At 67.8% G+C, this 25,322-nt stretch carries 28 protein-coding genes; 15 read left to right on the top strand and 13 right to left on the bottom strand.

The genetic code is table 11. The features are described 5' to 3' along the window. Window position 1: 1 nt before the first annotated feature. Complete coding sequence (locus tag G6N55_RS06885) at window positions 2–1,321, top strand: HRDC domain-containing protein (protein ID WP_085226746.1); 1,320 nt, start codon at window positions 2–4, stop codon at window positions 1,319–1,321. Here the strand turns inward: G6N55_RS06885 and dxs are convergent. Genes dxs through G6N55_RS06905 form a run of 4 tightly spaced genes read right to left on the bottom strand, consistent with a single transcriptional unit; the run spans window position 1,318 to window position 7,975 of the window. After that, window positions 1,318–3,231 (bottom strand): 1-deoxy-D-xylulose-5-phosphate synthase, encoded by a 1,914-nt coding sequence (gene dxs / locus G6N55_RS06890; RefSeq protein ID WP_163667207.1) that lies wholly within the window; start codon window positions 3,229–3,231, stop codon window positions 1,318–1,320. The two genes, G6N55_RS06885 and dxs, sit on opposite strands and share 4 nt — an antisense overlap. Before the next feature lie 37 nt (window positions 3,232–3,268). Beyond that, window positions 3,269–4,732: a cation:proton antiporter domain-containing protein gene (locus G6N55_RS06895; protein ID WP_232078937.1), complete on the bottom strand. Its 1,464-nt coding sequence runs from the start codon at window positions 4,730–4,732 to the stop codon at window positions 3,269–3,271. After that, entirely contained in the window at window positions 4,729–5,958 is a 1,230-nt protein-coding gene (locus tag G6N55_RS06900) for a class I SAM-dependent RNA methyltransferase (protein ID WP_232078938.1), read from the bottom strand. Before G6N55_RS06900 ends, G6N55_RS06895 begins: the two co-directional genes overlap by 4 nt. Before the next feature lie 22 nt (window positions 5,959–5,980). Then, complete coding sequence (locus tag G6N55_RS06905) at window positions 5,981–7,975, bottom strand: APC family permease (protein ID WP_085226741.1); 1,995 nt, start codon at window positions 7,973–7,975, stop codon at window positions 5,981–5,983. A 128-nt stretch (window positions 7,976–8,103) separates the two neighbouring features. Between G6N55_RS06905 and G6N55_RS06910 the strand changes: the two genes are divergently transcribed. Further along, window positions 8,104–8,787 carry a potassium channel family protein gene (locus tag G6N55_RS06910; protein WP_139827079.1) on the top strand — a complete coding sequence of 228 codons (684 nt, stop codon included), beginning with the start codon at window positions 8,104–8,106 and terminating at the stop codon, window positions 8,785–8,787. Window positions 8,788–8,824: 37 nt separating this feature from the next. Next, a complete protein-coding gene (locus G6N55_RS06915; protein ID WP_085226739.1) occupies window positions 8,825–9,502 on the top strand; it encodes a potassium channel family protein in 678 nt (225 codons plus the stop codon). Here G6N55_RS06915 and G6N55_RS06920 read toward each other — a convergent pair. Beyond that, window positions 9,499–10,143, bottom strand: coding sequence for a DUF3159 domain-containing protein (locus G6N55_RS06920; RefSeq protein WP_372517575.1), 645 nt, complete (start codon window positions 10,141–10,143; stop codon window positions 9,499–9,501). The genes G6N55_RS06915 and G6N55_RS06920 overlap by 4 nt on opposite strands. Before the next feature lie 26 nt (window positions 10,144–10,169). After that, a complete protein-coding gene (locus tag G6N55_RS06925) occupies window positions 10,170–10,538 on the bottom strand; it encodes an OB-fold nucleic acid binding domain-containing protein (protein ID WP_085226737.1) in 369 nt (122 codons plus the stop codon). A gap of 137 nt (window positions 10,539–10,675) precedes the next feature. Here G6N55_RS06925 and G6N55_RS06930 point away from each other — a divergent pair, with 137 nt between their 5' ends. Then, window positions 10,676–11,374, top strand: coding sequence for a hypothetical protein (locus tag G6N55_RS06930; RefSeq protein WP_085226735.1), 699 nt, complete (start codon window positions 10,676–10,678; stop codon window positions 11,372–11,374). Window positions 11,375–11,389: 15 nt separating this feature from the next. On the opposite strand, the gene G6N55_RS06935 is transcribed toward G6N55_RS06930, so the two are convergent. Beyond that, on the bottom strand, window positions 11,390–12,154 hold the full coding sequence (locus tag G6N55_RS06935) for a DUF3710 domain-containing protein (protein ID WP_163667209.1): 765 nt from the start codon (window positions 12,152–12,154) through the stop codon (window positions 11,390–11,392). Continuing rightward, window positions 12,154–12,618, bottom strand: a complete 465-nt coding sequence (gene dut / locus G6N55_RS06940; protein WP_085226731.1) for a dUTP diphosphatase — start codon at window positions 12,616–12,618, stop codon at window positions 12,154–12,156. Before dut ends, G6N55_RS06935 begins: the two co-directional genes overlap by 1 nt. A gap of 25 nt (window positions 12,619–12,643) precedes the next feature. Here dut and G6N55_RS06945 point away from each other — a divergent pair, with 25 nt between their 5' ends. After that, on the top strand, window positions 12,644–13,123 hold the full coding sequence (locus tag G6N55_RS06945; RefSeq protein WP_085226729.1) for a DUF3093 domain-containing protein: 480 nt from the start codon (window positions 12,644–12,646) through the stop codon (window positions 13,121–13,123). 8 nt (window positions 13,124–13,131) lie between these two features. On the opposite strand, the gene G6N55_RS06950 is transcribed toward G6N55_RS06945, so the two are convergent. Beyond that, window positions 13,132–13,434: a DUF4193 domain-containing protein gene (locus tag G6N55_RS06950; RefSeq protein WP_036468275.1), complete on the bottom strand. Its 303-nt coding sequence runs from the start codon at window positions 13,432–13,434 to the stop codon at window positions 13,132–13,134. A 182-nt stretch (window positions 13,435–13,616) separates the two neighbouring features. On the opposite strand from G6N55_RS06950, the gene cei reads away from it, so the two are divergent. After that, entirely contained in the window at window positions 13,617–14,270 is a 654-nt protein-coding gene (cei, locus tag G6N55_RS06955) for an envelope integrity protein Cei (protein WP_085226727.1), read from the top strand. Between the two features lies 1 nt (window position 14,271). On the opposite strand, the gene G6N55_RS06960 is transcribed toward cei, so the two are convergent. Further along, on the bottom strand, window positions 14,272–15,156 hold the full coding sequence (locus G6N55_RS06960) for an inositol monophosphatase family protein (protein WP_139827078.1): 885 nt from the start codon (window positions 15,154–15,156) through the stop codon (window positions 14,272–14,274). 127 nt (window positions 15,157–15,283) lie between these two features. Here G6N55_RS06960 and ppgK point away from each other — a divergent pair, with 127 nt between their 5' ends. The 3 genes from ppgK (at window position 15,284) to G6N55_RS06975 (ending at window position 18,312) form a co-directional block, all read left to right on the top strand. After that, window positions 15,284–16,093: a polyphosphate--glucose phosphotransferase gene (ppgK, locus tag G6N55_RS06965; RefSeq protein WP_085226725.1), complete on the top strand. Its 810-nt coding sequence runs from the start codon at window positions 15,284–15,286 to the stop codon at window positions 16,091–16,093. A gap of 177 nt (window positions 16,094–16,270) precedes the next feature. Then, window positions 16,271–17,794, top strand: a complete 1,524-nt coding sequence (locus G6N55_RS06970; RefSeq protein WP_085226723.1) for an RNA polymerase sigma factor — start codon at window positions 16,271–16,273, stop codon at window positions 17,792–17,794. 128 nt (window positions 17,795–17,922) lie between these two features. After that, window positions 17,923–18,312, top strand: a complete 390-nt coding sequence (locus tag G6N55_RS06975; protein ID WP_085227129.1) for a RidA family protein — start codon at window positions 17,923–17,925, stop codon at window positions 18,310–18,312. Here G6N55_RS06975 and G6N55_RS06980 read toward each other — a convergent pair. Continuing rightward, window positions 18,285–18,674, bottom strand: a complete 390-nt coding sequence (locus tag G6N55_RS06980) for a DUF952 domain-containing protein (RefSeq protein ID WP_085226721.1) — start codon at window positions 18,672–18,674, stop codon at window positions 18,285–18,287. The two genes, G6N55_RS06975 and G6N55_RS06980, sit on opposite strands and share 28 nt — an antisense overlap. A 136-nt stretch (window positions 18,675–18,810) precedes the next feature. On the opposite strand from G6N55_RS06980, the gene G6N55_RS06985 reads away from it, so the two are divergent. Both G6N55_RS06985 and G6N55_RS06990 read left to right on the top strand, forming a co-directional pair. Beyond that, a complete protein-coding gene (locus G6N55_RS06985; protein ID WP_085226720.1) occupies window positions 18,811–18,996 on the top strand; it encodes a DUF7455 domain-containing protein in 186 nt (61 codons plus the stop codon). Between the two features lie 66 nt (window positions 18,997–19,062). Continuing rightward, window positions 19,063–20,067, top strand: a complete 1,005-nt coding sequence (locus tag G6N55_RS06990) for a YihY/virulence factor BrkB family protein (RefSeq protein WP_085226718.1) — start codon at window positions 19,063–19,065, stop codon at window positions 20,065–20,067. Here the strand turns inward: G6N55_RS06990 and G6N55_RS06995 are convergent, their stop codons facing one another. Further along, a complete protein-coding gene (locus tag G6N55_RS06995) occupies window positions 20,068–20,307 on the bottom strand; it encodes a DUF3039 domain-containing protein (protein WP_085226716.1) in 240 nt (79 codons plus the stop codon). A gap of 45 nt (window positions 20,308–20,352) precedes the next feature. On the opposite strand from G6N55_RS06995, the gene G6N55_RS07000 reads away from it, so the two are divergent. The 3 genes from G6N55_RS07000 (at window position 20,353) to G6N55_RS07010 (ending at window position 22,734) form a co-directional block, all read left to right on the top strand. After that, the gene (locus tag G6N55_RS07000) at window positions 20,353–20,808 is read left to right on the top strand and encodes a DUF3099 domain-containing protein (RefSeq protein WP_085226714.1); all 456 of its coding nucleotides are present in this window, start codon (window positions 20,353–20,355) and stop codon (window positions 20,806–20,808) included. Between the two features lie 139 nt (window positions 20,809–20,947). Continuing rightward, window positions 20,948–21,910, top strand: a complete 963-nt coding sequence (gene sigB, locus G6N55_RS07005; protein WP_085226712.1) for a sigma-70 family RNA polymerase sigma factor SigB — start codon at window positions 20,948–20,950, stop codon at window positions 21,908–21,910. A 134-nt stretch (window positions 21,911–22,044) separates the two neighbouring features. Beyond that, window positions 22,045–22,734 (top strand): metal-dependent transcriptional regulator, encoded by a 690-nt coding sequence (locus G6N55_RS07010; protein WP_085226710.1) that lies wholly within the window; start codon window positions 22,045–22,047, stop codon window positions 22,732–22,734. A gap of 4 nt (window positions 22,735–22,738) precedes the next feature. Here G6N55_RS07010 and G6N55_RS07015 read toward each other — a convergent pair whose 3' ends face one another. Continuing rightward, window positions 22,739–23,797 (bottom strand): DUF4192 domain-containing protein, encoded by a 1,059-nt coding sequence (locus G6N55_RS07015; RefSeq protein WP_085226708.1) that lies wholly within the window; start codon window positions 23,795–23,797, stop codon window positions 22,739–22,741. A 114-nt stretch (window positions 23,798–23,911) separates the two neighbouring features. On the opposite strand from G6N55_RS07015, the gene sthA reads away from it, so the two are divergent. Further along, window positions 23,912–25,318 carry a Si-specific NAD(P)(+) transhydrogenase gene (gene sthA / locus G6N55_RS07020; RefSeq protein WP_139827099.1) on the top strand — a complete coding sequence of 469 codons (1,407 nt, stop codon included), beginning with the start codon at window positions 23,912–23,914 and terminating at the stop codon, window positions 25,316–25,318. Window positions 25,319–25,322 lie beyond the last annotated feature (4 nt).

Raw genomic sequence — 25,322 nt, forward strand, 5'->3', positions numbered from 1 at the left:
CATGGGCGAACCGGCGGACCCTGGGCCCGACGGCACCGCGCCCGACAACAGCGCGCCCGGCGGCACCGAGCCCGAACCCACGCCGCTCCTGCACCCGGCCGACGGCATCCCCGACCTGTCGGTGACGGTCGGCCAGATCGCGGATGCCGCGCAATTCCTCGCCAGCGGGCACGGGCCGTTCGCGGTCGACGCCGAGCGGGCGTCGGGTTTCCGCTACTCCAACCGGGCCTACCTGATCCAGATCCGGCGGGCCGGCGCCGGCACCGTGCTCATCGACCCGGTGAGCCACGGCGCCGATCCGCTGACGGCGCTGCGGCCCGTCGCCGAGGTGCTCGGCACCGACGAATGGATCCTGCACGCGGCCGACCAGGATCTGCCCTGCCTGGCCGAGGTCGGCATGCGCCCGCCCGCGCTGTACGACACCGAGCTCGCCGGGCGGCTGGCCGGATTCGAGCGGGTGAACCTGGCGGCGATGACCGAACGCCTGCTGGGGCACGGTCTGGTCAAGGGCCATGGCGCAGCCGACTGGTCCAAGCGGCCGCTGCCCGCGGACTGGCTGAACTACGCGGCCCTGGACGTGGAACTGCTGGTCGAACTGCGCGCGGCGATCGCCGCGGAGCTGGCCGAGCAAGGCAAAACCGATTGGGCCGCACAGGAATTCGATTACCTGCGCAGCGTGGGCAGCAGGGAAGCCACGCCGCGGCGCGACCGCTGGCGGCGCACGTCGGGCATCCATAAGGTGCGCGACCGCCGCGGTCTGGCCGCGGTGCGCGAACTGTGGACCACCCGCGACAACATCGCCGCGCGCCGCGACATCGCGCCCCGGCGCATCCTGCCGGATTCGGCCATCATCGAGGCCGCGATCGCCAATCCGAAGACGGTCGAAGACCTGATCGCGCTGCCGGTGTTCGGTGGGCGCAACCAGCGGCGCAGCGCGGCGACGTGGTTGAGCGCGCTGGAAGCGGCCCGCAAGAGCCAGGACCCGCCGGAGGACGCCGAGCCGCCGAACGGGCCGCCGCCGCCGGCGCGGTGGAGCAGGCGCAAGCCGGAGGCGGCCGCCCGGCTGGAGGCGGCCCGGGCCGGGCTGTCGGAACTGTCGGAGCGGGTGAACATTCCGAGCGAGAACCTGGTGTCGCCCGACCTGGTGCGGCGACTGTGCTGGGACTGGGCGGGCGCCCCAAACCCGGTCGAGGCTGTCGAAGAGTTCTTGTGCGCCGGCCACGCGCGGGCCTGGCAACGCGAACTCGTCGATCCCGTCTTGGCGACCGCACTGCAGCCACCGCCCGAGGCCGAGGCCGAGGCCGACGGCACCGACAGCTAGTCGAGGTGCTCGCGGATCTCCGATTCGGATTCGTAACTGCCCAGTGCGGCAACCCAACCGGTGATCCGGCGGGCCACGTCCTGGTCGGTCAGCCCGAGGTCGGCGAGCACCTCACCCCGTGAGGCGTGCTCGTAGAACTCCTGGTCCAGGCCGACGTCGCGGCACGGGATGTCGATCTCCGCGCGGCGCAGCGCGGCCGAAACCGCCGACCCCACCCCGCCGTTGACACCGTTGTCCTCACATGTGACGAGCAGCTTGTGCTGCACCGCCAATTCGAGAACACCCTCGGAGACCGGCAGCACCCACCGCGGGTCGATCACGGTCACACCGATGCCCTGGTTGTGCAGCCGCTTGGCCACCGCCAGCGCCATCGAGGCGAACACACCGACCGCCACGAGCAGGACATCGTGGTTCAGCCCGTCGGAGGGCACCGCGAGCACGTCGACTCCCGCTCGTTGCTCCACGGCCGGAATGTCTTCGCCCACATCGCCTTTGGGGAACCGCAGTGCCGTCGGGCCGTCGTCCACCTCGAGCGCCTCGCCGAGTTCTTCGCGCAGCCGGGTGGCGTCGCGCGGGGCGGCCACCCGCATGCCGGGCACGATATTCAGCATCGACAGGTCCCACATGCCGTTGTGGCTGGCGCCGTCGGAACCGGTGACGCCGGCGCGGTCGAGGACTAGGGTGACGGGCAGCTTGTGCAGCGCCACGTCCATCATGATCTGGTCGAACGCCCGGTTGAGGAACGTCGAGTAGATGGCCACCACCGGGTGCATCCCACCCATCGCCAGCCCGGCCGCCGACGTCATCGCATGCTGTTCGGCGATGCCGACGTCGAACAGCCGATCCGGGAATCGTTGCCCGAACGCCGTCAGCCCGGTCGGACCGGGCATCGCCGCCGTGATCGCCACGATGTCGCGGCGCTTGCGGGCGTAGCCGATCAGCGCCTCGGAGAACGTCGCCGTCCAGCCCGGCCCCGGGATCTTGGTGGCCTGGCCGGTGGCCGGGTCGATCGGCGCGGTGGAGTGCATCTGTTCGGCCTCGTCGGCCTCGGCCGGGGCGTAGCCCATCCCCTTGCGGGTGGCGACGTGCACGATCACCGGGCCGCCGAAACCGCGGGCGCGGCGCAGCGCGGCCTCCACGGCGCGTTCGTCGTGACCGTCGACCGGGCCGACATACTTCAGCCCGAGGTCGGTGAACAGCAGCTGCGGGGCCAGCGAGTCCTTGATGCCCGCCTTGACGCTGTGCATGAAGTGGTAGCAGATCTCACCGATCAGCGGCACCGCACGCACCACGTCGCGGCCCTTTTCCAGCACCTGCTCGTAGCCCGGCTGCAGCCGCAGCATGGCGAGGTGGTCGGCGACGCCGCCGATCGTGGGGGCGTAGCTGCGGCCGTTGTCGTTGACGACGACGATCACCGGGCGACGGGAGGACGCGATGTTGTTCAGCGCCTCCCAGCACATGCCGCCGGTCAGCGCGCCGTCGCCGACGACGGCGACCACGTGCCGGTTGCGGTGCCCGGTCAGCTCGAACGCCTTGGCCAGGCCGTCGGCGTAGGACAGCGCCGCGCTGGCGTGGCTGGACTCCACCCAGTCGTGTTCGCTCTCGGCGCGCGACGGATACCCCGACAGGCCGCCCTTTTTGCGCAGCGTCTCGAAGTCCTGGCAGCGGCCGGTCAGCATCTTGTGGACGTAGGCCTGGTGGCCGGTGTCGAAGATGATCGGATCGTGCGGCGAGTCGAAGACCCGGTGCAGCGCCAGCGTCAGCTCGACCACGCCCAGGTTCGGTCCCAGGTGGCCCCCGGTAGCAGCCACCTTGTGGATCAGGAACTCGCGAATCTCGGAGGCCAGATCGCGGAGCTGCTGTTGGGAAAGGTGTTGCAGATCTGCAGGGCCGCGGATCTGTTCCAGCATCCCGTCAGTGTACGCAGCGACGGCCGGATCTAGCCTCCTACGAGGCGCCGAACAAGTCGGCGAGGGCGTCATGAAGTTCGGGATCGGCCAGGACGACGACCTCGTCGCCGGCCTGCAGTTCGGTGTCGCCCCGCACCGGCACCAGGCCGGTGGCGCGGACGACGATGCTCACCCAGATATCTCCCGCACGGTCACCTAGGCCCTCGATGGTGCACCCCTCGGCGGCCGAACCCGGGGCAACATGCAGCCGGTGGACCCCCTCGGGTTCGTCCTGGAGCCGCACGCCGATCTCCCACGGCTGGGGCTCGACGGTACGCATCGGCAGGTGTAACAGGTTCGCGATACCGGGCACCGAGCTGCCTTGCACCAGAACCGAGAACACCACGACGACCACGACGATGCCGTAGAGGCGTTCGGCGTCGGCGATGTGGGCGGCCCGCAGGAACTCGCCCAACAGGATCGGCACCGCCCCCTTGAGCCCGGCGACGAGGATGAAGACACGTTCGTTTCGCTGCAGCCGGACCGGAACCAGGCAGGAGCCCACCGCCAACGGCCGAATCACCACCGTCAGCGCCACGCCGAGGACCAGGCCGGGAATCCACACGTCGGGATGGACGAGCACGTTGAGGTCGACGGTCAACCCCAGAACGGCAAACGCGACGATTTCGGCCAGACCCGCCAGGGCGGCGTGGAATCGCTTGATGTCCGGTTTGTAGGGCGCGCGCGCGTCGCCGATCACGATGCCGGCCACGAACACCGCCAGAAATCCCGAGCCGTGCGCCAGCGTGGCGATGCCGTACAGCAGCAGGCTGGACGCCAGCGTCCGCAGCGAGTACAGGCCTTCGCTGGGCAATGCCACCCGGCGCATGAACACGAGCAGGGCGCGACCGCCGAGCACGCCGACGGCCAGGCCGATCACCATCTGCAGCACGAATTGTGTTCCGACGCTGGCGAAGCCGGCCGCGCTGAGGCCACCCGCGGCGATCAGGCTGGCCATCAAAGAGATGCCGACCGGGTCGTTGGCGCCGGACTCGCCCTCCAGGATGGTGCTACTGCGGCCGGCAATCTGGCGCTTGCCCAGGACCGAGAAGACCACTGCCGGATCGGTGGGAGCCACCGCGGTGGCCACGAGTACCGCAGGGAACCAACTGATTCCGCATACGTAGTGCAGCATCAGCGCCGCGCCGGCCGCGGTGAGGGCGGTGCCCAGGACGCCGACCGACAGGATGGGGACGACCGCGGCGCGGAAACGCGAAGGCCCGATGTGCATTCCGCCGTCGAACAACACCAACACCAGCGCGATGGTGATCACCCGCTCGACAGTCGGCTCGGACGGTGACTGCACCGCCGGCACGGTGTGCACCGCCACGGCGGCGCCGACCAACACGAGCAGGGCGACCGGGATCTTGACCCGCTCGGTCAGCCGGTTCGCCAACACCGCAACCAGCCCGACCGCACTGCAGAACAAGACGATCAGCGCGTAGCGGATTGTCTCGTTCACGATGACGGCACCGCGCGGGTCAGCAGCGCCACGCATTCGGTGTGATGAGTCAAGGGAAAGGCGTCGAAGACCTTGATCTTCTGGACGACATAGCCATGACCGAGGTACAGGCCGATATCGCGAGCGAAAGACGCTGCCTCGCACCCGATGTGCACGATCCGCGGTACGCCGGCCGCGGCCAGTAGGCCGATCACGTCGCGCCCAGCACCCGACCGCGGCGGATCCAGCACCGCCACGTCGGCACCGGTTTTTTGCGTCGCCACCGCCCGGCGCACCGATTCGGTGACGATCTCCACCTGCGGCAGGTCGACCAGGGCGGCCCGCGCGGCCCGCGTCGACACGCGGGAGGTGTCGACGGTGAGAACGCGCCCGGACTCCCCCACCGCATCGCCGAGGACGGCGGCGAAAACGCCGACACCGCCGTAGAGATCCCACACCCTCATGCCGGCACCGGGCTGTGCCCAATCGGCAACCAGGGCGCTGTATACCCGCGCCGCATCCCGGTGCGCCTGCCAGAACGCGGTCACCGGCACCTCCCAGCTGCGCCGCCCGACGCGCTGGGTCGCCTCGTAGTTGCCCTGCACCATAGTGGTCGTCGTTCGACCGCCCCGGCGCACGGTGCACACCACGTGCCGGCGTCCGTCGTCGTCGACGGCGACGTGCAGCTGTGCGGCCGGCGACAGGTCGGCCGCCGAACACACCTGGGCCAGTCCGTCCAGCATGCCCGGCGGCAATTGGGCGCACCGCAGGTCGGTCACCAACTCGTCGCTGTGATAGCGGTGAAACCCGGGGCGGGCGTCCGCGCCCACTTGGAGGCGTACCCGGGTGCGCCAGCCGCTGGGGCCGGAATCCGAAAGCGGTTCCACCTCACCGCTCCAGTGATGTCCGCCGAGGCGCTCCAGCTGATTGGCCACTACTTGCGCCTTGAGCGTCCGAACCGCCTCCGGCGCAGCGAATGACAGATCGCAACACCCGGCGCCGTCGACCCCCGCGATCGGGCACAGCGCCTCGATTCGATCCGCCGACGCCTCGATGACCTCGATAACCTCTGCGTGCCAATAGGATCCGCGGTCCGCGGTGACCCGCACCCGCACCCGTTCGCCGGGTAAGGCGTAGCGCACGAACACCACCCGGCCCTCGTGATGCGCCACGCAGCTGCCGCCGTTGGCGGGAGCGCCGACGACCAGCGTCAGCTCCCCGGGTGACGACGGCGCCTCGGCACTCACTTCGTTTCCTCGTCGTGGCGCTCTAGTCGAAGATTCCACGGCGGGTGTCACCGGGGGCCGCATGCGGCTGCAGGGTCTTGAGTCGCTCGGACGAACTCAGTTGCCAGGGAACGGAAGTCACCATCACGTTGGGCATGAACAGCAGCCGGCCCTTGAGCCGAAGTGCGCTCTGGTTGTGCAGCACCTGCTCCCACCAATGGCCGACGACATACTCCGGGATGAACACGGTCACCACGGTGCGCGGTGAGTCCTTGCTGATTCGCTTGACGTATTCGAGCACCGGGCGGGTGATGTCTCGATAGGGAGAGGCGATGACCTTCAGCGGCACGCTGATCTCGCTTTCCTCCCAATCATGCACCAGCGCACGGGTTTCCACGTCGTCCACGCTGACCGTCACGGCCTCGAGCACATCGGGGCGGGTCGCGCGTGCATAGGCCAACGCGCGCAGCGTCGGTAGATGCAGCTTCGACACCAGCACCAAGGCGTGGTTGCGGCTGGGCAGCACGACGTCGTGCTGGGCGGCGGCCTGCTCCTCCAATTCCCGGGAGACGGTGGCGTAGTGCCTGCGGATCATCTTCATGATGACGAACAACGCGCCCATCGCGACGATGGCGATCCACGCCCCGGCAAAGAACTTGGTGACCAGCACCACCAGCAGAACCGCGCCGGTGGACAGCAGACCGATCGTGTTGATCACCCGTGAGCGCTTCATCTTGCCCCGCACCTTCGGGTCGGTCTCGGTGCGTAACAGGCGAGTCCAGTGCCGGACCATGCCGATTTGGCTCAGCGTGAACGATATGAACACCCCGACGATGTAGAGCTGGATCAGCGCGGTCACCTCGCCGCGGAACGCGATGACGAACGCGAGCGCCGCCGCGGCCAGGAACAGGATCCCGTTGGAGAACGCCAGGCGATCACCGCGGGTGTGCAGCTGGCGCGGCAGGTAACTGTGCTGCGCCAGCACCGAGCCGAGCACCGGGAACCCGTTGAACGCGGTGTTCGCCGCCAGCACCAAGATCAGCGCGGTCACCGTGGCGATGAGCAGAAAACCGATACGGAAGCCGCCGAACACCGTCTCCGCCAGCTGCGTGACGAGTGTCTTCTGGTAGTAGTTCGCCGGCGCGCCGCCGAGCTGCGTGGCCGGATCGTCGACCAGCTGCACGTGGATCTGCTGGGCCAACACGATGATGCCCATCAACAGCGTCACCGCGATGACGCCCAACATCAGCAGCGTCGTTGCGGCGTTGCGCGACTTGGGTTTCTGGAACGCCGGCACGCCGTTGCTGATCGCCTCGACACCGGTCAGTGCCGCGCAGCCCGACGAGAACGAGCGGGCAAGCAGGAACGCGAACGCGAAGCCGACGATCTGCCCGTGCTCGGCATGCATCTGGAAGCCGGCCGACTCGGCCCGCAGTGGATTGCCCAGCACGAAAATGCGGATCAGCCCCCAGCCGATCATCACCACCACCCCGACGATGAACGCATAGGTGGGGATGGCGAAGGCCACGCCGGACTCGCGGATCCCGCGCAGATTCAACGCCGTCACCAACACGATGGCGACCACACAGAACCACACCTTGTTCTGGGCCACGACCGGCACCGCGGAGCCGATGTTCGCCATCGCCGAAGATGTCGAAACAGCAACGGTGAGAACGTAATCCACCATCAGCGCGCTCGCCACGACGAGGCCGGCGGTCTCGCCCAGGTTGGTGGTGACCACCTCGTAGTCACCGCCGCCGGACGGATAGGCATGCACGTTCTGCCGGTAGCTGGCCACCACGACCAACATCACCGCGGCCACCGCGAGCCCGATCCACGGCGTCAGCGCGTAGGCGGCCGCTCCGGCCACCGAGAGCATCAAAAAGACTTCCTCGGGCGCATACGCCACCGAGGACAGCGCGTCGGAGGCGAACACCGGCAAGGCGATGCGTTTGGGCAGCAGGGTGTGACTCAGCCGGTCGCTGCGTTGCGGTCGCCCGATGAGCAACCGGCGCGCTGCGGTTGAAAGTTTGGACACGAGAGCCAAGAGTAAGCGCAACAGGCCATGCCGGTAGCGTTCCGTGGGCGAGAATGTTCCCGACGGAAATCGGCTGGCCAACGAAGTTTGCCGATGGAAAGACACATACCCGGCCGAGAGGACCTGACGTGCGGGTGGTTGTGATGGGCTGTGGCCGAGTGGGCTCCTCGTTGGCCGACGGACTGTCCCGAATTGGCCACGATGTCGCGGTGATCGACCGCGACAGCTCGGCGTTCAACCGGCTGAGCCCCGAGTTCGCCGGCGAACGGGTGCTGGGCCAGGGCTTCGACCGGGATGTGCTGCTGCGGGCCCGCATCGAGGACGCCGACGCATTCGCCGCGGTGTCATCCGGCGACAACTCCAACATCATCTCGGCCCGGTTGGCCCGCGAGACGTTCGGCGTCAACCGGGTGGTGGCCCGCATTTACGACGCCAAGCGCGCCGAGGTCTACGAACGCCTCGGCATCCCAACGATTGCCACCGTGCCGTGGACCACCGATCGGCTGCTCAACGCGCTGACCCGGGAGAGCGAGACCGCCAAGTGGCGAGACCCCACCGGGACGGTCGCCGTCTCCGAGGTCGTCCTGCACGACGACTGGGCGGGCCGGCGCGCCACCGACCTCGAGCAGGCCACCGGCGCGCGGGTGGCCTTCCTGATCCGGTTCGGCACCGGCATCCTGCCCGAGCCGAAAACCGTCATCCAGGCCGGCGATCAGGTCTACATCGCCGCGATCTCCGGTCGCGCAGCCGAGGCGGTGGCCATCGCCGCGCTGCCGCCGAGTGAGGACATCGATTCGGGGGCGGGGCATTGAGCCCGGACCGCCCGACCGCGACTAAGGAGCGCCGCTCATGAAGGTAGCTGTCGCCGGAGCCGGTGCGGTCGGCCGGTCGGTCGCTCGCGAGCTGATCGAGAACAACCACGACATCACCCTGATCGAACGCAACCCCGACCACGTCGACGTCGACGCGATCCCGGCCGCGCACTGGCGTCTCGGCGATGCCTGCGAACTGAGCCTGCTGGAATCGGTGCACCTCGAGGGTTTCGACGTGGTGGTCGCCGCGACCGGTGACGACAAAGCCAACGTGGTGCTGTCCCTGCTCGCCAAGACCGAGTTCGCGGTGCCCCGGGTGGTGGCCCGGGTCAACGACCCGCGCAACGAATGGCTGTTCACCGACGCCTGGGGTGTCGACGTGGCGGTGTCCACGCCGCGGATGCTGGCGTCGCTGATCGAAGAAGCCGTCGCCGTGGGCGATTTGGTGCGCCTGATGGAATTCCGCCACGGGCAGGCCAACCTGGTCGAGATCACCCTGCCCGACGACACGCCCTGGGGCGGAAAGCCGGTACGTCGGCTCGAGCTGCCCCGCGATGCCTCGCTGGTGACCATCCTGCGCGGGCCGCGCGTGATCGTGCCGGAGGGCGACGAGCCATTGGAAGGCGGCGACGAGTTGCTCTTCGTCGCGACCACCGAGGTCGAAGAGGATCTGCGCAAGCTGCTGCTGCCGGCGGTCGCGCCGCCGACCAGCTAGTCGCCGACGGTGTCGGCGTCGATCGCCGGCCCGAACTCATCGCCGGCCCCGGCAATGGCGCGCTGCGCGGCCTTGATCGCGGCGTAGGTCACCAGCGCGGCCAGCGCGGTCAACGGCCAGCCCATCCCGATGCGCGCCGCGGCCAGCCAGCCGGTCTGGTCGGCCTCGTAGAGCAGCCGCTGCACCACGAACCGTGCCGCGAAGACCAGCACCCAGCACAACGTGGCGATGTCGAACGCGTAGACCGCCCGGGACACGTCGCGCCAGCCGCGGTCACGCCCGGTGGCCCAGCTCCAGGTGTAGCCGACCAGCGGCCGCCGGATCACGACGGATACCGCGAAGACCACAGCCCACAGCAGCGACACCCAAATGCCGAGCAGGAAGTAACCCTTGGACGCGCCGACGATGTAGGCGATCAGTGCGCAGACGGCCACTCCGACGAACCCCGAGAACGCGGGCTGCGTCGATTCGCGGCGAACCAGCCGCCACACCAAAACCAGCGCGGCCACACCGAGCGCGGCCCCGATCGCGGGCAGCAGCCCCAGCAGACTGGAAGCCGCCACGAAGACAACGACCGGCAGCGACGAGTAGATGAGTCCGCTCACCCCGCCTAGCTGGCTCAGCAGGCGTTCCGGGTTGATGCGATTAGACGTGTTATTGGGCAGGGTCAACGCTGAATTTCGTAGTGCGGGTTGTAGATGGCCTTGGTTCCGTTCTCCAGCTTGCCCATCCGGCCGCGTACCCGCAAAGTGCGTCCCGAGTCGATACCGGGAATCCGGCGCTGGCCCAACCACACCAGGGTGACGGTGTCGCTGCCGTCGAACAGTTCGGCCTTCACGCCGCCCACGCAACCCTTGCCGTTACATTCCACGCTGCGAAGCGTGCCCACCATCGTGACCTCTTGGCCACGTTCGCAATCGATTGCGCGCTGCGCGCCGGTGCTGGCGACCTCGTCGGACAACTCCTCGGAATCGAGTTGCTCCGGGTCCTCCGTCAGCCGACGGGTAAGGCGGCGCAAATAACCCTGAGCCCCCATGGCCACTCCTGACAATTCCGAAAAAGCTGCGGTGCTTTCACCTATGCCAACGGACACCGTAGACCTGTTGGTTCCCCGGCGCCAACCGAATCAAACTGTGATTTTGGAACGCGTGTCGCGCCGGGCAGTATCGGGGCGTGGGTGTCGATCTGCGCGGTGTCACGACCGTGTTGTTGCCCGGAACCGGATCGGACGATGTTTATGTCAATCGGGCGTTTTCCGGGCCCTTGCGCAATGCCGGCGCGCGGCTGATTGCTCCGGCGCCGCGGCCCGATCGTTTGGTCGATGGCTACCTGTGCGCCTTGGACGACGCCGCGCGCGAAGGCCCGATCGCGGTCGGCGGAATATCGATCGGTGCTGCGGTAGCGGCCGCCTGGGCACTCGCGCACCCACGCCAGACGGTCGCCGTGCTGGCCGCGCTGCCCGCCTGGGCGGGGCCGCCGGGCACGGCACCGGCCGCGCTCGCGGCGCGGTATTCGGCGTCGGCGCTGCGCGCCGATGGGCTGGCCGCAACGACCGCACAGATGCGCGCCTCCAGCCCGGCCTGGCTGGCCGAGGAACTGACCCGATCCTGGCTTGCCCAATGGCCGCAGCTGCCCGACGCGATGGACGAAGCGGCCGCCTACGTCGCGCCCAGCTGTGACGAACTCAACACCCTGGCGGCCCCCCTCGGCGTGGCCGCCGCGGTGGACGATCCGATCCACCCGCTGCAGGCGGGCCTCGACTGGGTCGCCGCCGCGCCACGCGCGGCGCTGCGGACGGTGACGCTCGATCAGATCGGTGCGGATGCCGGCGCGCTCGGGGCGGCGTGTTTGGCGGCGCTGGCCGACGCGTAGCCGACGGCGGCGGGGCTAGCCGCCGGTGGTGGTGCGCAGCTGCTGCATGGCCGAACCATCCACGCTGCGGCGGGCGGCCGGCTCGTTGGGCGGCTGCTGCCCCGCGTCCTGTTGCCGCTGCGCCTCGGCCTGCTGCGCGGCGGCCTGACGCAGCTGTTCGGCCATCGGCTCGGGAAGGTTCACGGCCAGCGGCGTGCGCACCGGCAGCGGGGTGTCGCCGCGGCGAACCACGGTGTCCGCCAACGCCGCACGCGCCTCGTGCTCGAGTGCCTCGATGGTTTCGTGCGGGCCGTTGATCACGCAGCGGATCATCCAGCGGTAGCCGTCGACCCCGATGAAGCGCACCACGCCCGAGGCGGTGCCGACCACTTCGCGGCCCCACGGGCCGTCCTTGATGCTGACTTCGGCCGAGTCCTTGCGCAGCGAGTCGGCGAGCTCGCTGGCCACCTCACGCCACAGCCCGCCGGTCTTGGGGGCGGCGTAGGCGGCGATCGTGAACCGGCCGTTGGGCGTGACGACCCAGACCGCGCTCGGGACGCCGGTCTCGGTCAGCTCGACCTGGAGCTGACCGGCCTCCGGCATCGGGATGAGCACCGAGCCCAGATCGAGCCGGGCCAGCTCCGCGACCGACGGGTCGTCGAAGTCGTCGATGTCGAACGGGCCCTCGACCTCGTCGTCGAACTCGTCGTCGACGGGGTCGGCGGCGGCTTCCGTGTCCGCGGCGAGCGGCTCGTCGCCGGCCGAAGTCTCGTCGTTGCCTGAACGCTTACCGAATGCCATCACAAACTCGCATGTCCGCCGGAGGAACCGTGACCACCATCGCCACGGGATGTTTCGGCCAGCCCGGCCTCGTCGAACGACGCAACCTCGACCAACTCGACCAACTCGACCCGCTGCACCAGCAGCTGGGCGATGCGGTCGCCGCGGTGCACCACGATCGGCTCGGACGGGTCCAGGTTGATCAGCGAAATCTTGACCTCACCCCGATAGCCGGCATCAATGGTACCCGGGCTGTTGACGATCGAAAGTCCAACCCGCGCAGCCAATCCCGAGCGAGGATGGACCAAGCCGACCATCCCGAACGGGATGGCGACCGCGACACCGGTCCGGACCAGGGCACGTTGCCCCGGGTCCAGCGTGACGTCTTCGGCGCTGAACAGATCAACCCCCGCGTCGCCGTCGTGGGCACGGCTGGGCAGCGGGAGCTCGGGGTCGAGGCGGACAATGGCCAGACTGGTCGACACGGGGCCACAGACTACCCTTGACCGGGTGTCGAGTACGCGCGTCGCGCCGCACAGCGTGCGATATCGCGAGCGCCTGTGGGTCCCATGGTGGTGGTGGCCGCCGGCCTTCGCGCTGGCGACGTTGATTGCGGTCGAGGTCAACCTGGGCGTCAGGACGCTCCCCGACTGGCTGCCGTTCGTGGTGCTGTTCATCGTCGCCATCGGAACGCTGCTGTGGCTGGGCCGCATCCAAATCCGGGTCACCGCCGGCGACGACGGCGAGGTGCAGCTGTGGGCCGGGGACGCCCACCTGCCGGTCACCGTGATCGCCCGATCCGCGGAGATAGCCCCGACGGCGAAGTCCGCGGCGCTGGGACGTCAGCTCGACCCCGCGGCCTATGTGCTACATCGCGCATGGGTCGGACCGATGATTTTGCTGGTCCTCGATGACCCAGACGACCCGACGCCGTACTGGTTGGTGAGCTGCCGTCACCCCGAGCGGGTGCTGTCGGCATTGCGCAGCTGACCGGTCGATCAGGCTGCGCAATCGGTGCAGATCATCACGCCGTTCTTCTCGCTGGCAAGTCGACTGCGGTGTTGCACCAGAAAGCAGCTCGAGCAGGTGAACTCGTCGGCTTGTTTCGGAATGACCCGAACCGATAGCTCCTCGCCAGACAGGTCGGCGCCAGGCAGTTCAAAGTTCTCGGCGGACTCGGATTCGTCCACGTCGACGACAGCCGACGCCGCCTCGTTCCGTCGAGCCTTGAGCTCCTCCAGCGAGTCCTCCGAAACGTCATCCGTTTCGGTACGCCGTGGAGCGTCATAGTCGGTAGGCATCGTCCAATCCCCTCACATGCCTGCGTTACCTCAAGCAACGCTTTGTACCAGCGTCGAACGCATCCACCAAACGATTCGTGCCCGGATCTCGGTGTATTCGGTTGTGATTTACCTCACACCCCCGAATTGACCCTCGCATTTGCCTTTAAACAGTGGATTTCGTGTGCGGCTAGAGTGCAGCTGTGGTCGCACAAATCACCGAGGGTACAGCCTTCGACAAGCACGGTCGGCCGTTTCGGCGGCGCAATCCCCGACCTGCGATTGTCGTGCTGGTTTTCCTGGTGGTGGTGACGGGCGTCGCGTGGACGGTGGCGCTGACGCGACCCGCGAAAGTTCGCGAAGCCGAAGTCTGCAACCCGCCCCCACAGCCGGCCACCGGATCGGCACCGGCGCAACTCGGCGAGCAAATGTCGCGCAGTGCGATGGCCGACGTGTCGCCGGCCAAACTCAGCGACACCAAGGTCCGCGTTCTCAACGCCAGCGGCCGGGGCGGCCAGGCCGCCGACGTCGCCGGCGCGATGAAGGATCTGGGGTTCGCGCAGCCAACCGCGGCCAACGACCCGATCTACGCCGGCGCCCGGCTGAATTGCCAGAGCCAGATCCGCTTCGGCACGGCCGGACAGGCCACCGCCGCCGCGGTGTGGCTGGTCGCCCCGTGCAGCGAGCTGTTCAACGACAACCGCGCCGACGATTCCGTCGACCTCGCGATCGGCACCGAATTCACCGCGCTGGCGCACAACGACGACATCGACTCGGTGCTCGCCAGCCTGCGTCCGGGCGCCACCGGATCGTCAGATCCCCAACTGCTGTCGAAGATTCACGCCAGCAGCTGCTGACTCAGTCGGCGATCGGCGCAAGGCCGTCGAATCGCTCGAGCGCCGCCAACAGTGCGTCGGAGATTCCGGGCGCGGCCGCCACCACCAGTCCGGCTTCCGATCCAGGCGAGCCGACCGGCCCGTCCGGTGGCGGCACCAACACCCGCGCGCCGGCCTCGGCGGCGATCAGCGCGCCCGCCGCGCGATCCCACACCTGCAGCCCGTGCTCGTAGTAGGCGTCCAGGCGCCCCGCCGCGACCATGCACAGGTCCAGGGCCGCGGAACCGATGCGGCGCACGTCGCGCACCAACGGCAGCAGCTGCGCCAGCAGCGCCGCCTGGGTGGTGCGGCGCCCGATCGAATACCCAAAGCCGGTGCCCAACAACGCCATTGACAAATCTTCGACGTCGGCGCACCGCAGCGGGTGGCTACCCTGCGCGTCGATGACGTGCGCACCGAGACCTTGTGCCGCCGAATAGACGCGGCCCCCGACGACATCGGCGACCGCGCCGGCCACCGACACGCCGTTGACCTGTGCCCCGACCGACACCGCGTAAGCCGGGATGCCGTAGACGAAATTCACCGTGCCGTCGATCGGATCGAGCACCCAGGTGACCGCGTCGTCGGGGACCGCTGCGTGCTCGGCCGGTCCGCCGCCCTCTTCGCCGAGAATCGGGTCGCCGGGCCGTAATTCGGCCAACCGATCGCGCAGCAGCCGCTCGGTCTCGGTGTCGACCACCGTCACCGGATCGGTCGGCGTGCTCTTGGACCGGACCGCGTCACTGTCGGTCCCGCCAGCCTGGGCGCCGAACACCTCGGCGCGCCGAGACCGCACGAACTCGGCGGCTTCGGCGGCCAACGTTTCGGCCACTGCGCGCAACTGCGCGGGCTCTCCGGATCGCGTCACCGGTCCATCGCAACACAGTCGGCCACCGCGGCGCAGACCGGTGACACCCGATCGGGTTGCCCGACCGCAACGCCCGTCGTCGCCAGCTAAGGTGTGACACAGCCCAAATCTCGCCAAGGAGATTTCGATGACCAGCACCGGCTCGGCCACGGACACACCCGGTACCGAAGCGGCCTCCGGCACGCCGCGGCGTCGTGGATTCGGCATCGATGTCGGCGGCAGCGGAATCAAAGGCGGAATCGTCGACCTGGACACCGGTCTGCTGATCGGCGACCGGGTCAAACTGCTGACGCCGCAGCCCGCCACGCCGGCGGCCGTCGCCAAGACCATCGCCAAGGTCGTCAACGAATTCGGGTGGACCGGTCCGCTCGGCGTGACCTACCCCGGCGTCGTCACCAACGGCATCGTGCAGACCGCCGCCAACGTGGACCGCGCCTGGATCGGGACCAACGCGCGCGACGTGATCGGCGCCAATCTGGACGGCCAGCAGGTCACTGTTCTCAACGACGCCGACGCGGCCGGGCTCGCGGAGGAACGCTACGGGGCGGGCAAAGGGCACGAGGGTCTGGTGGTGCTGCTGACGTTCGGAACCGGCATCGGATCCGCGTTGATCCACAACGGGAAGCTGATACCCAACACCGAGTTCGGCCATCTCGAAGTCGGCGGAAAAGAGGCCGAAAAACGCGCGGCGTCGTCGATCAAAGACAAGAACAAATGGAGCTACCCGCGCTGGACGAAAGAGGTGACCAGGGTGCTGATCGCGATCGAGAACGCGATCTGGCCCGACCTGATCATCGCGGGCGGTGGCATCAGCCGAAAGGCCGACCAATGGGTGCCGCTGCTCAAAAACCGGACCCCGGTGGTGGCGGCGGCATTGCTCAATACCGCCGGAATTGTCGGGGCCGCGATGGCGTCGACCGCGGACGTGACGCACTGAATTTTCCCCGCTAGGGCGGTACGAGCGCGCACTGTCGTTACAATGGTCCACGGCGACCGCCCGAGAGAAAGCGTGCGAGCCTCCACGCTCATACCAACGCCGACATTCGACATAGCAGACACTTTCGGTTAACCATGCCCAAACCCACCGAAAGTGAGTCCAACCGAAGGGGTGTAAGTGGCAGCGACCAAGACCAGCGCGACAACCGATGAGCCGGTGAAGCGCACCGCCACGAAGACCCCAGCCAAACGGCCCGCGGCCAAGGCCGCGAACGGCGCCGCGCCGGCCAAACGCGCGACCAAGTCCGCACCGCGGGCCGCCAAGCCCGGCGGCGACGACATCGACTCGACCACCGGGAAGAAGCCCCGCACCCCCGCCAAGGCCGCCGCGGGCAAGGCGCCGGCGGGCCGGGGCACCAAGGCCGCCGGCAAAGACGGCGACGACGAGAGCACCGAGGGCATCGACGAGACCGCCGTCGAGGAGCTCGACGTAGAACCCGATCTCGAAGTCGAAGACATCGACATCGAAGCCGACCTCGTGCTCGACGATCTCGAGGACGAGGTCGTCGAGGTCGTCGAAGGCGATGCCGAAGTCAGCGACGGGGACGACGACGCCGACGAGGCCGCGACCGGCGCGAAGCCGGCGGCGGCCAAGAAGCCGGCCGACGAGGACGAGGAAATCGCCGAGCCTTCCGAAAAGGACAAGGCGTCCGGCGATTTCGTCTGGGACGAAGACGAATCCGAGGCGTTGCGCCAGGCCCGCAAGGACGCCGAGCTCACTGCATCCGCGGACTCGGTTCGTGCCTACCTCAAGCAGATCGGCAAGGTGGCGCTGCTCAACGCCGAGGAAGAGGTCGAGCTCGCGAAGCGGATCGAGGCCGGTCTGTATGCCACCCAGCTGATGGCCGAGCTGGTCGAGCGCGGCGACAAGCTGCCCGCCGCCCAGCGCCGCGACATGATGTGGATCTGCCGCGACGGCGACCGCGCCAAAAACCATCTGCTCGAAGCCAACCTGCGACTGGTGGTCTCGCTGGCCAAGCGCTACACCGGTCGCGGGATGGCCTTCCTGGACCTGATCCAGGAAGGCAACCTGGGTCTGATCCGCGCGGTCGAGAAGTTCGACTACACCAAGGGATACAAGTTCTCCACCTACGCGACGTGGTGGATTCGCCAGGCGATCACCCGCGCGATGGCCGACCAGGCCCGCACCATCCGCATCCCGGTGCACATGGTCGAGGTGATCAACAAGCTGGGCCGCATTCAGCGCGAGCTGCTGCAGGATCTGGGCCGCGAGCCCACGCCTGAGGAGCTGGCCAAGGAAATGGACATCACGCCGGAGAAGGTGCTGGAGATCCAGCAGTACGCGCGTGAGCCCATCTCGCTGGACCAGACCATCGGCGACGAGGGCGACAGCCAGCTCGGTGACTTCATCGAGGACAGCGAAGCGGTCGTGGCCGTCGACGCGGTGTCGTTCACGTTGCTGCAGGACCAGTTGCAGTCGGTGCTCGAGACGCTCTCGGAGCGCGAAGCCGGAGTAGTACGGCTGCGCTTCGGTCTCACCGACGGCCAGCCTCGCACCCTCGACGAGATCGGCCAGGTCTACGGCGTGACCCGCGAGCGCATCCGTCAGATCGAATCCAAGACCATGTCGAAGTTGCGCCACCCCAGCCGCTCCCAGGTCTTGCGCGACTACCTGGACTAGAACCAGCACACCAAAGCTATTGCCGCACAGGCTAAGTCGGCTCGTGTCCGCCGCGATGCGGCGGAATCCGGTTGGGCACGCCGAAATTCGGCTGCGCCGGCCGTCGGCGTCGTCGTAATGTGACGCTCATGTCCGCCAACCGCACACTTGTCTCGTCCGGATCCGACTTCGAAGCGACGGTCGGCTACTCGCGCGCGGTGCGAGTAGGCCCGTACGTGGCGGTCGCCGGCACCACCGGCAGCGGACCCGCGAATGACATCACCGCGCAGGCCCGGGACGCCTTGCGCCGCATCGAGATTGCGCTGCACGAGGCGGGCGCATCGCTGGACGACGTGGTCCGCACCCGCATCTACGTGACCGACATTTCCCGGTGGCGCGAGGTCGCGGCGGCGCATGCCCGCGTCTTCGGACAGATCCGGCCGGCGGCAACCATGGTCGAAGTCGCGGCGCTCATCGCCCCCGAGCTGCTGGTGGAGATCGAAGCCGACGCCTACCTCGAGCCTTCCGCGGGGTCCTGAGAACCCGCGATCGGCGCGAAGGTTCCCCCGGGTCCCGGCAAATAAACGGTGACCCTTTTCACAGCGGCGACCGGAAGCGGTCCGTACAGGTGCGGGAACAGCATCGCCTCCGGGCCCGTCGGCACCCCCGGCTCCCAGCGCACCGGCGAGTCCAGCAAAGCCGGGTCGATGTGCAGCAGCACCAAATCCCGGCGTCCGCGGAAGAGCCGGTTGGCCGGCAGATGCACCTGATCAGGGCTGGACAGATGGATGAACTCGGCACCGGCGGCATAGGCGTCGGGACGGATTTCGCCCCGCCGCTGGGCGTCCGACCACTCGTCGGTTCCACACAGATGTACGAGCAGGTCTGGGGGCGTGGTCACGGTCGTTAACTCTAGAAAACCTGGCGAAACCCAACATTTACAGCCCGTGAGAAACGACACACCTGATAACGATCGGGGAACAACGCTAAAACGCCGAACGTCTGAGAAAGTGGATCAAAGAGAACGGAGAAGCCAAATGATTGCAACTCTGACAACGCGTGAGCTGACTCGAGCCGACCGCTGCGATCGCTGCGGTGCCGCAGCTCGCGTACGCGCCAAGCTGCCTTCTGGAGCCGAACTTCTCTTCTGCCAGCACCACGCGAACGAGCACGAGGCGAAGCTGGTTGAGCTCGCCGCCGTGCTGGAGGTCAGCGAAAGCTAGATCCAGCGAAACTCACCCGGTCACAATGTGAGGTGTGGGCGCACGCGTCGGTAATGCTGGAACGGTATGAGCGAGCAGAGCGCAAAGCCGTCGCGTCACCACATTTGGCGAATCACGCGCAGGACACTGGTAAAAAGCTGGGACGACTCCATCTTTGCCGAGTCCGCACAGGCGGGCTTCTGGTCGGCACTCTCGACACCTCCGCTGCTGTTGGGAATGCTGGGCAGCCTGGCCTACGTGGCGCCGCTGTTCGGGCCGGATGCGCTGCCCAGCATCGAGAAGAGCGCGATCTCGGCGGCCCACAGTCTCTTCTCGTCCAGCGTCGTCAACGAGATCATCGAGCCCACCGTGCGCGACATCACCGCGCACGCCCGCGGCGAGGTGGTCTCGGTCGGCTTCCTGCTGTCGTTGTGGGCGGGGTCGTCGGCCGTCTCGGCGTTCGTCGACTCGGTGGTGGAGGCGCATGATCAGACGCCGCTGCGCCACCCGGTGCGGCAGCGGTTCTTCGCCCTGTTCCTCTACGTGGTGGGGCTGATCGCCGCGGTCGTGGCCGCTCCCGTGCTGGTCGTCGGCCCGCGCACGGTGTCCGAACACATCCCGGACAGCCTGGCCAACGTGCTGCGCTACGGCTACTACCCGGCACTGGTCCTGGGGCTGATCATGGGGGTCGTCATTTTGTACCGGGTGTCACTGCCGGAACCGCTGCCGACGCATCGACTTCTCTTCGGTGCCGTCCTGGCGACCGCCGTGTTCGTGATCGCGACCCTGGGCCTGCGGGTCTATCTGCGCTGGATCACCAGCACCGGCTACACCTACGGCGCACTGTCGACGCCGATCGCGTTTCTGTTGTTCGCCTTCTTCGGCGGATTCGCGATCATGCTCGGCGCCGAGCTCAATGCCGCGATCCAGGAGGAATTCCCCGCGCCGCGCACGCACGCCCACCGGCTGCGTAAATGGTTGTTCGCGCGTTCGCCCGCCCTGAAGAAGACGGCGGAGGCGTTGTCGAATCCGGTGACGACGAACCCCGCCACCCAAGACCGCCATGTCGAACCGGCAGAGCCGGCGACCTGATCAGCCCTTCTTGAGCTGCTCGTAGATCTTCTTGCAATCCGGGCAGACCGGTGAGCCCGGCTTGGCCGCCCGCGTCACGGGAAAAACCTCGCCGCACAACGCGACCACGTGACTGCCCATGACCGCGCTCTCGGCGATCTTGTCCTTCTTGACGTAGTGGAAGAACTTGGGGGTGTCGCTGCCGGTCCCGTCGTCGACGCGTTCGTCGGTTTCGGTGCGCTCGATCGTCTGGGTCTGCATACCTCACATTGTGCCTGCCAAGGCGCCCCAACCGGAATCGGCCGGATGTGGGACAGTGGAGTAATGAAGCGCGGCCCGGAATTAGGGTTCGACGACGACGGCCGGCCAGTGCTGATTACCGCCGCCGAGCCGTCATACGAAGAACAGCATCGCGCCCGGGTCCGTAAGTACCTGACGATGATGTCGTTTCGCATCCCGGCACTGATCCTGGCCGCGCTGGCTTACGGCGCCTGGCACAACGGCCTCATCTCGCTGGCGATCATCGCCGTGTCGCTGCCGCTGCCCTGGATGGCCGTCCTGATCGCCAACGACCGGCCGCCCCGGCGCAAGGACGAGCCCCGGCGGTTCGGCGATGGCGCCCGGCGCACGCCGTTGTTCCCGACGGCCGAGCGACCGGCGCTCGAGGCGCCGCGGCCCCCGCAGCCGCAACCCGGTTCGCCGGGCCGTGAGTACAACCCGGGTCACGGATACGACGCCGGTTCCGGTCAACCGGACCTCTGAACGCACTTCTCAGGACATTCTCAGGTCGTCGGCACATTTGTGCACGTCAAAGCGTGTGAGATGACGGCGGTGCGGGAACTCTCAGGGCTGAAATGTCGTTTAACACCATGACAGCTACAAGCCAAATCGGGAGGCCGCCATGGCGAATGCCATCACAGGCAGGATCGACACCAGCGATCTAGATGCTCAGAGCCCTGCAGCGGACCTCGTGCGCGTATATCTGAACGGCATCGGGAAGACGGCGTTGCTGACCGCCGCGGACGAAGTCGAACTGGCAAAGCGCATCGAGGCCGGACTGTACGCCGAGCATCTACTCGCGACGCGGAAGCGCCTCGGCGAGAACCGCAAACGCGATCTTGCCGTCGTCGTACGTGATGGCCAGGCGGCGCGCCGGCATCTGCTCGAGGCGAACCTGCGTCTGGTCGTCTCGCTGGCCAAGCGCTACACCGGCCGCGGAATGCCCTTGCTCGACCTGATTCAGGAGGGCAACCTCGGACTGATCCGCGCGATGGAAAAGTTCGACTACACAAAGGGATTCAAGTTCTCGACGTACGCGACGTGGTGGATCCGCCAGGCCATCACCCGCGGTATGGCCGACCAGAGCCGCACCATCCGGCTGCCCGTTCATCTCGTCGAGCAGGTCAACAAGCTGGCCCGGATCAAGCGGGAGATGCACCAGAACCTGGGACGTGAAGCCACCGACGAGGAACTGGCCAACGAGTCCGGAATCCCGGTCGAGAAGATCAACGATCTGCTCGAGCACAGCCGCGACCCGGTAAGTCTGGACATGCCGGTCGGTTCCGAGGAGGAAGCCCCGCTGGGCGATTTCATCGAGGACGCCGAAGCGATGTCCGCGGAGAACGCGGTGATCGCCGAACTGCTGCACACCGACATCCGCAGCGTGCTGGCGACTCTCGACGAGCGTGAGCATCAGGTGATTCGGCTGCGCTTCGGTCTGGACGACGGCCAGCCGCGGACGCTGGATCAGATCGGCAAGCTGTTCGGTCTGTCCCGCGAGCGGGTCCGTCAGATCGAACGCGACGTGATGGCCAAACTCCGTAACGGGGAGCGCGCCGATCGCCTGCGCTCGTATGCGAGCTGAGGTCCCCCACTCAGCCAGGTAGCGCCGACAGTATGCCCGCCGCAATTGCGCGGCGGGCATACTTCTTGCCTGGGTAGCGTTAGACCCATTTCGGCAGCTGGCCAAGTAGACTCGGCGTCAATGGAGGGTGCTGAATGAACGACCTGGTTGATACCACCGAGATGTACCTGCGGACCATCTACGACCTCGAGGAAGAGGGCGTGACGCCGCTGCGTGCCAGGATCGCCGAACGACTCGACCAGAGCGGACCGACCGTCAGCCAGACCGTCTCCCGGATGGAGCGCGACGGACTGCTTCACGTGGCCGGTGACCGGCACCTGGAACTCACCGACAAGGGCCGGGCCCTGGCGGTCGCCGTCATGCGCAAACACCGCCTCGCCGAGCGACTGCTCGTCGACGTGATCGGGTTGCCGTGGGAAGAAGTGCACGCCGAGGCATGCCGGTGGGAGCACGTGATGAGCGAGGACGTCGAGCGCCGGCTGGTGAAGGTGCTCAACAACCCGACCACCTCGCCGTTCGGCAACCCGATTCCGGGTCTGCTGGACCTGGGCGTGGGCCCGGATTCCGGCGCCGAAGACGTCAACATGGTCCGGCTGACCGAGTTGCCGGCGGGGTCGCCGGTCGCGGTCGTCGTCCGCCAGCTCACCGAGCACGTTCAGGGTGACATCGACCTGATCGCGCGGCTCAAGGATGCCGGTGTCGTGCCGAATGCGCGGGTCACCGTCGAAACCGGTCCCGCCGGGGTCACCATCCTGATCCCCGGGCACGAGAATGTCACCCTGCCGCACGAGATGGCGCACGCGGTCAAGGTCGAGAAGGTCTGAGCGCCTACCCCGCACAGCGGCCAGATGCCCGCTGCGGCGGTAGCCGTATTCCGAGCCGCTTGGCCAGCCGGTAGCCGGTCGCCGCGAGTTCGCGGATCTGTTCCGGTCGCAGACCCGACTGCAACGCCGTGTCCAGCATGCCCGCCATCCGATGAGCGGGATCGCAGCGCAGCGCGGCGTCCAGCGACACGCCCGCCAGCGGGCCGTCGCCGCGGACGTAGGCGCTGAACGCGAGCAACACCAGCGCTTCGACCCGCCACGGCGCGGGCAGGGTGCGCGCCAGCGACGCCCACAACGCCTCGGCTTCCCCGGCCTTCTCGCCGACCGCCAGCGCGTACAGCGTGTCGCGCACAGCCGCGTCGTTCAGCGCGCAGCCCAGCGCGGCCAACTCGGTGTCGGACAGCGATTTCCCGCCGGCGACTCGACCGGCCGCGCCCAGCGCGCTCTGGACGTCGCGACGGCTGCAGCCCGCGGGATCCGCGCCGTGCTCCGCCGCGCGGGTGGCCTCCTGCCGGTCGAGCAGACCGGCCAGCGCGGCGCTGCGAGCCGGATCCTCGACGGCCATCACGGCCTGCAGGTCGGCGCGCCGCGAATACAGCCGCCGGCCTTCCAGCACCGCCGCGGCGGCCAGGGGCGACGCGGACGGATCGTCGACCGTGCCGCTCGCCCCGCAGCCGTCCACGCAATGCCAGCGCCCGCCGCGCGCCACCCGGTCCACCACATGCGCCGCCCACAGCTCAATGTTGTACTCCGACAACACCTCTGCGAGCATCGCGCAGAGCTGCCGATACTCCTCGTTGCACTGCGGGCATCCGGCGCCGTCCTCGTTGACGATCACGGCGATCGCGGCCTCGGGTGACGCCGCGGCGGCCACCTCGACCAGGTGCCCGACCCGGCCGGCGAGCTCGTCGCAGAGGTCGACCCTGAGCACGGCCCCGAGCTCGCCGCCGTCCAACGACACCAAGACCAATGAATTCTCCGGAACGAAGCCGAGAACGGCCGGTAGCGCGGCGATCAGGGCGCCGGGGCGGTTCAGTTCGAAATCGGGTGTATGCCGTGTCATGAGGCCCAACGGTGGTGGCCGCCACCGTCAGATCGCGCTCGCACAACACCGTAGGGCCATTCGTCTGTGGAGAAAGTCTCGACTGTGGGCTCTATCGTCTATCCCATGGGATCGATGCAGGAATACGACATGATCGTGATCGGCTCGGGGCCCGGCGGACAGAAGGCCGCCATCGCCTCGGCCAAGCTGGGCAAGTCGGTGGCGATCGTCGAGCGCGGCCAAATGCTGGGCGGCGTGTGCGTGCAGACCGGCACCATCCCGTCAAAGACGTTGCGCGAGGCGGTGCTCTACCTCACCGGGATGAGCCAGCGCGAACTCTACGGCGCGAGCTACCGCGTCAAGGAGAAGATCACCCCGGCCGACCTGCTGGCCCGCACCCAGCACGTGATCGGCAAGGAAGTGGACGTGATCCGCAATCAGCTGATGCGCAATCGCATCGACCTGCTGGTCGGACACGGGCGGTTCATCGACGCGCACACCGTCGAGATCGAAGACCCCTCCCGGCGCGAAAAGCTAACCATCAGTGGCAAATACATCGTAATCGCCACGGGCACGCGGCCGGCGCGGCCGTCCGGCGTCGAGTTCGACGAACACCGCGTGCTCGACTCCGACGGAATCCTCGACCTCAAGTCGCTGCCCACCTCGATGGTGGTGGTCGGCGCCGGTGTGATCGGAATCGAATACGCGTCGATGTTCGCCGCGCTGGGCACCAAGGTCACCGTCGTCGAGAAGCGCAGCGACATGCTGGACTTCTGCGACCCCGAGGTCGTCGAGGCGCTGAAGTTCCATTTGCGCGACCTGGCGGTGACATTCCGCTTCGGTGAAGAGGTGACCGCGGTCGACGTCGGTTCGGCCGGCACCATCACGACGCTGGCCAGCGGCAAGCAGATTCCTGCCGAGACAGTGATGTATTCCGCTGGGCGCCAAGGGCAAACCGACCACCTGGATCTGCACAACGCCGAGCTGGAGGCAGACAACCGCGGCCGGATCTTCGTCGACGACAACTTCGCGACCAAGGTGCCCCACATCTACGCCGTCGGCGACGTCATCGGTTTTCCGGCGCTCGCCGCGACCTCGATGGAGCAGGGCCGCCTGGCCGCCTACCACGCGTTCGGGGAGGCGTGCGACGGCATCACCGATCTGCAGCCGATCGGCATCTACTCGATTCCCGAGATCTCCTATGTCGGCGCCACCGAGGTGGAACTGACCAAGGACGCGATCCCCTACGAGGTGGGCATGGCCCGCTATCGGGAGCTGGCCCGCGGCCAGATCGCCGGCGACTCGTACGGCATGCTCAAACTGCTGGTGTCCACCGACGACCTCAAGCTGCTCGGGGTGCACATCTTCGGCACCAGCGCGACCGAGATGGTGCACATCGGACAGGCCGTGATGGGGTGCGGCGGCACCGTCGAGTACCTGGTCGACGCGGTGTTCAACTACCCGACGTTCTCCGAGGCCTACAAGGTCGCCGCGCTCGACGTGATGAACAAGGTGCGCGCGCTCAACCAGTTCCGCCGCTGACGTC

This window comes from Mycobacterium florentinum, assembly GCF_010730355.1.
GTDB lineage: Bacteria > Actinomycetota > Actinomycetes > Mycobacteriales > Mycobacteriaceae > Mycobacterium > Mycobacterium florentinum.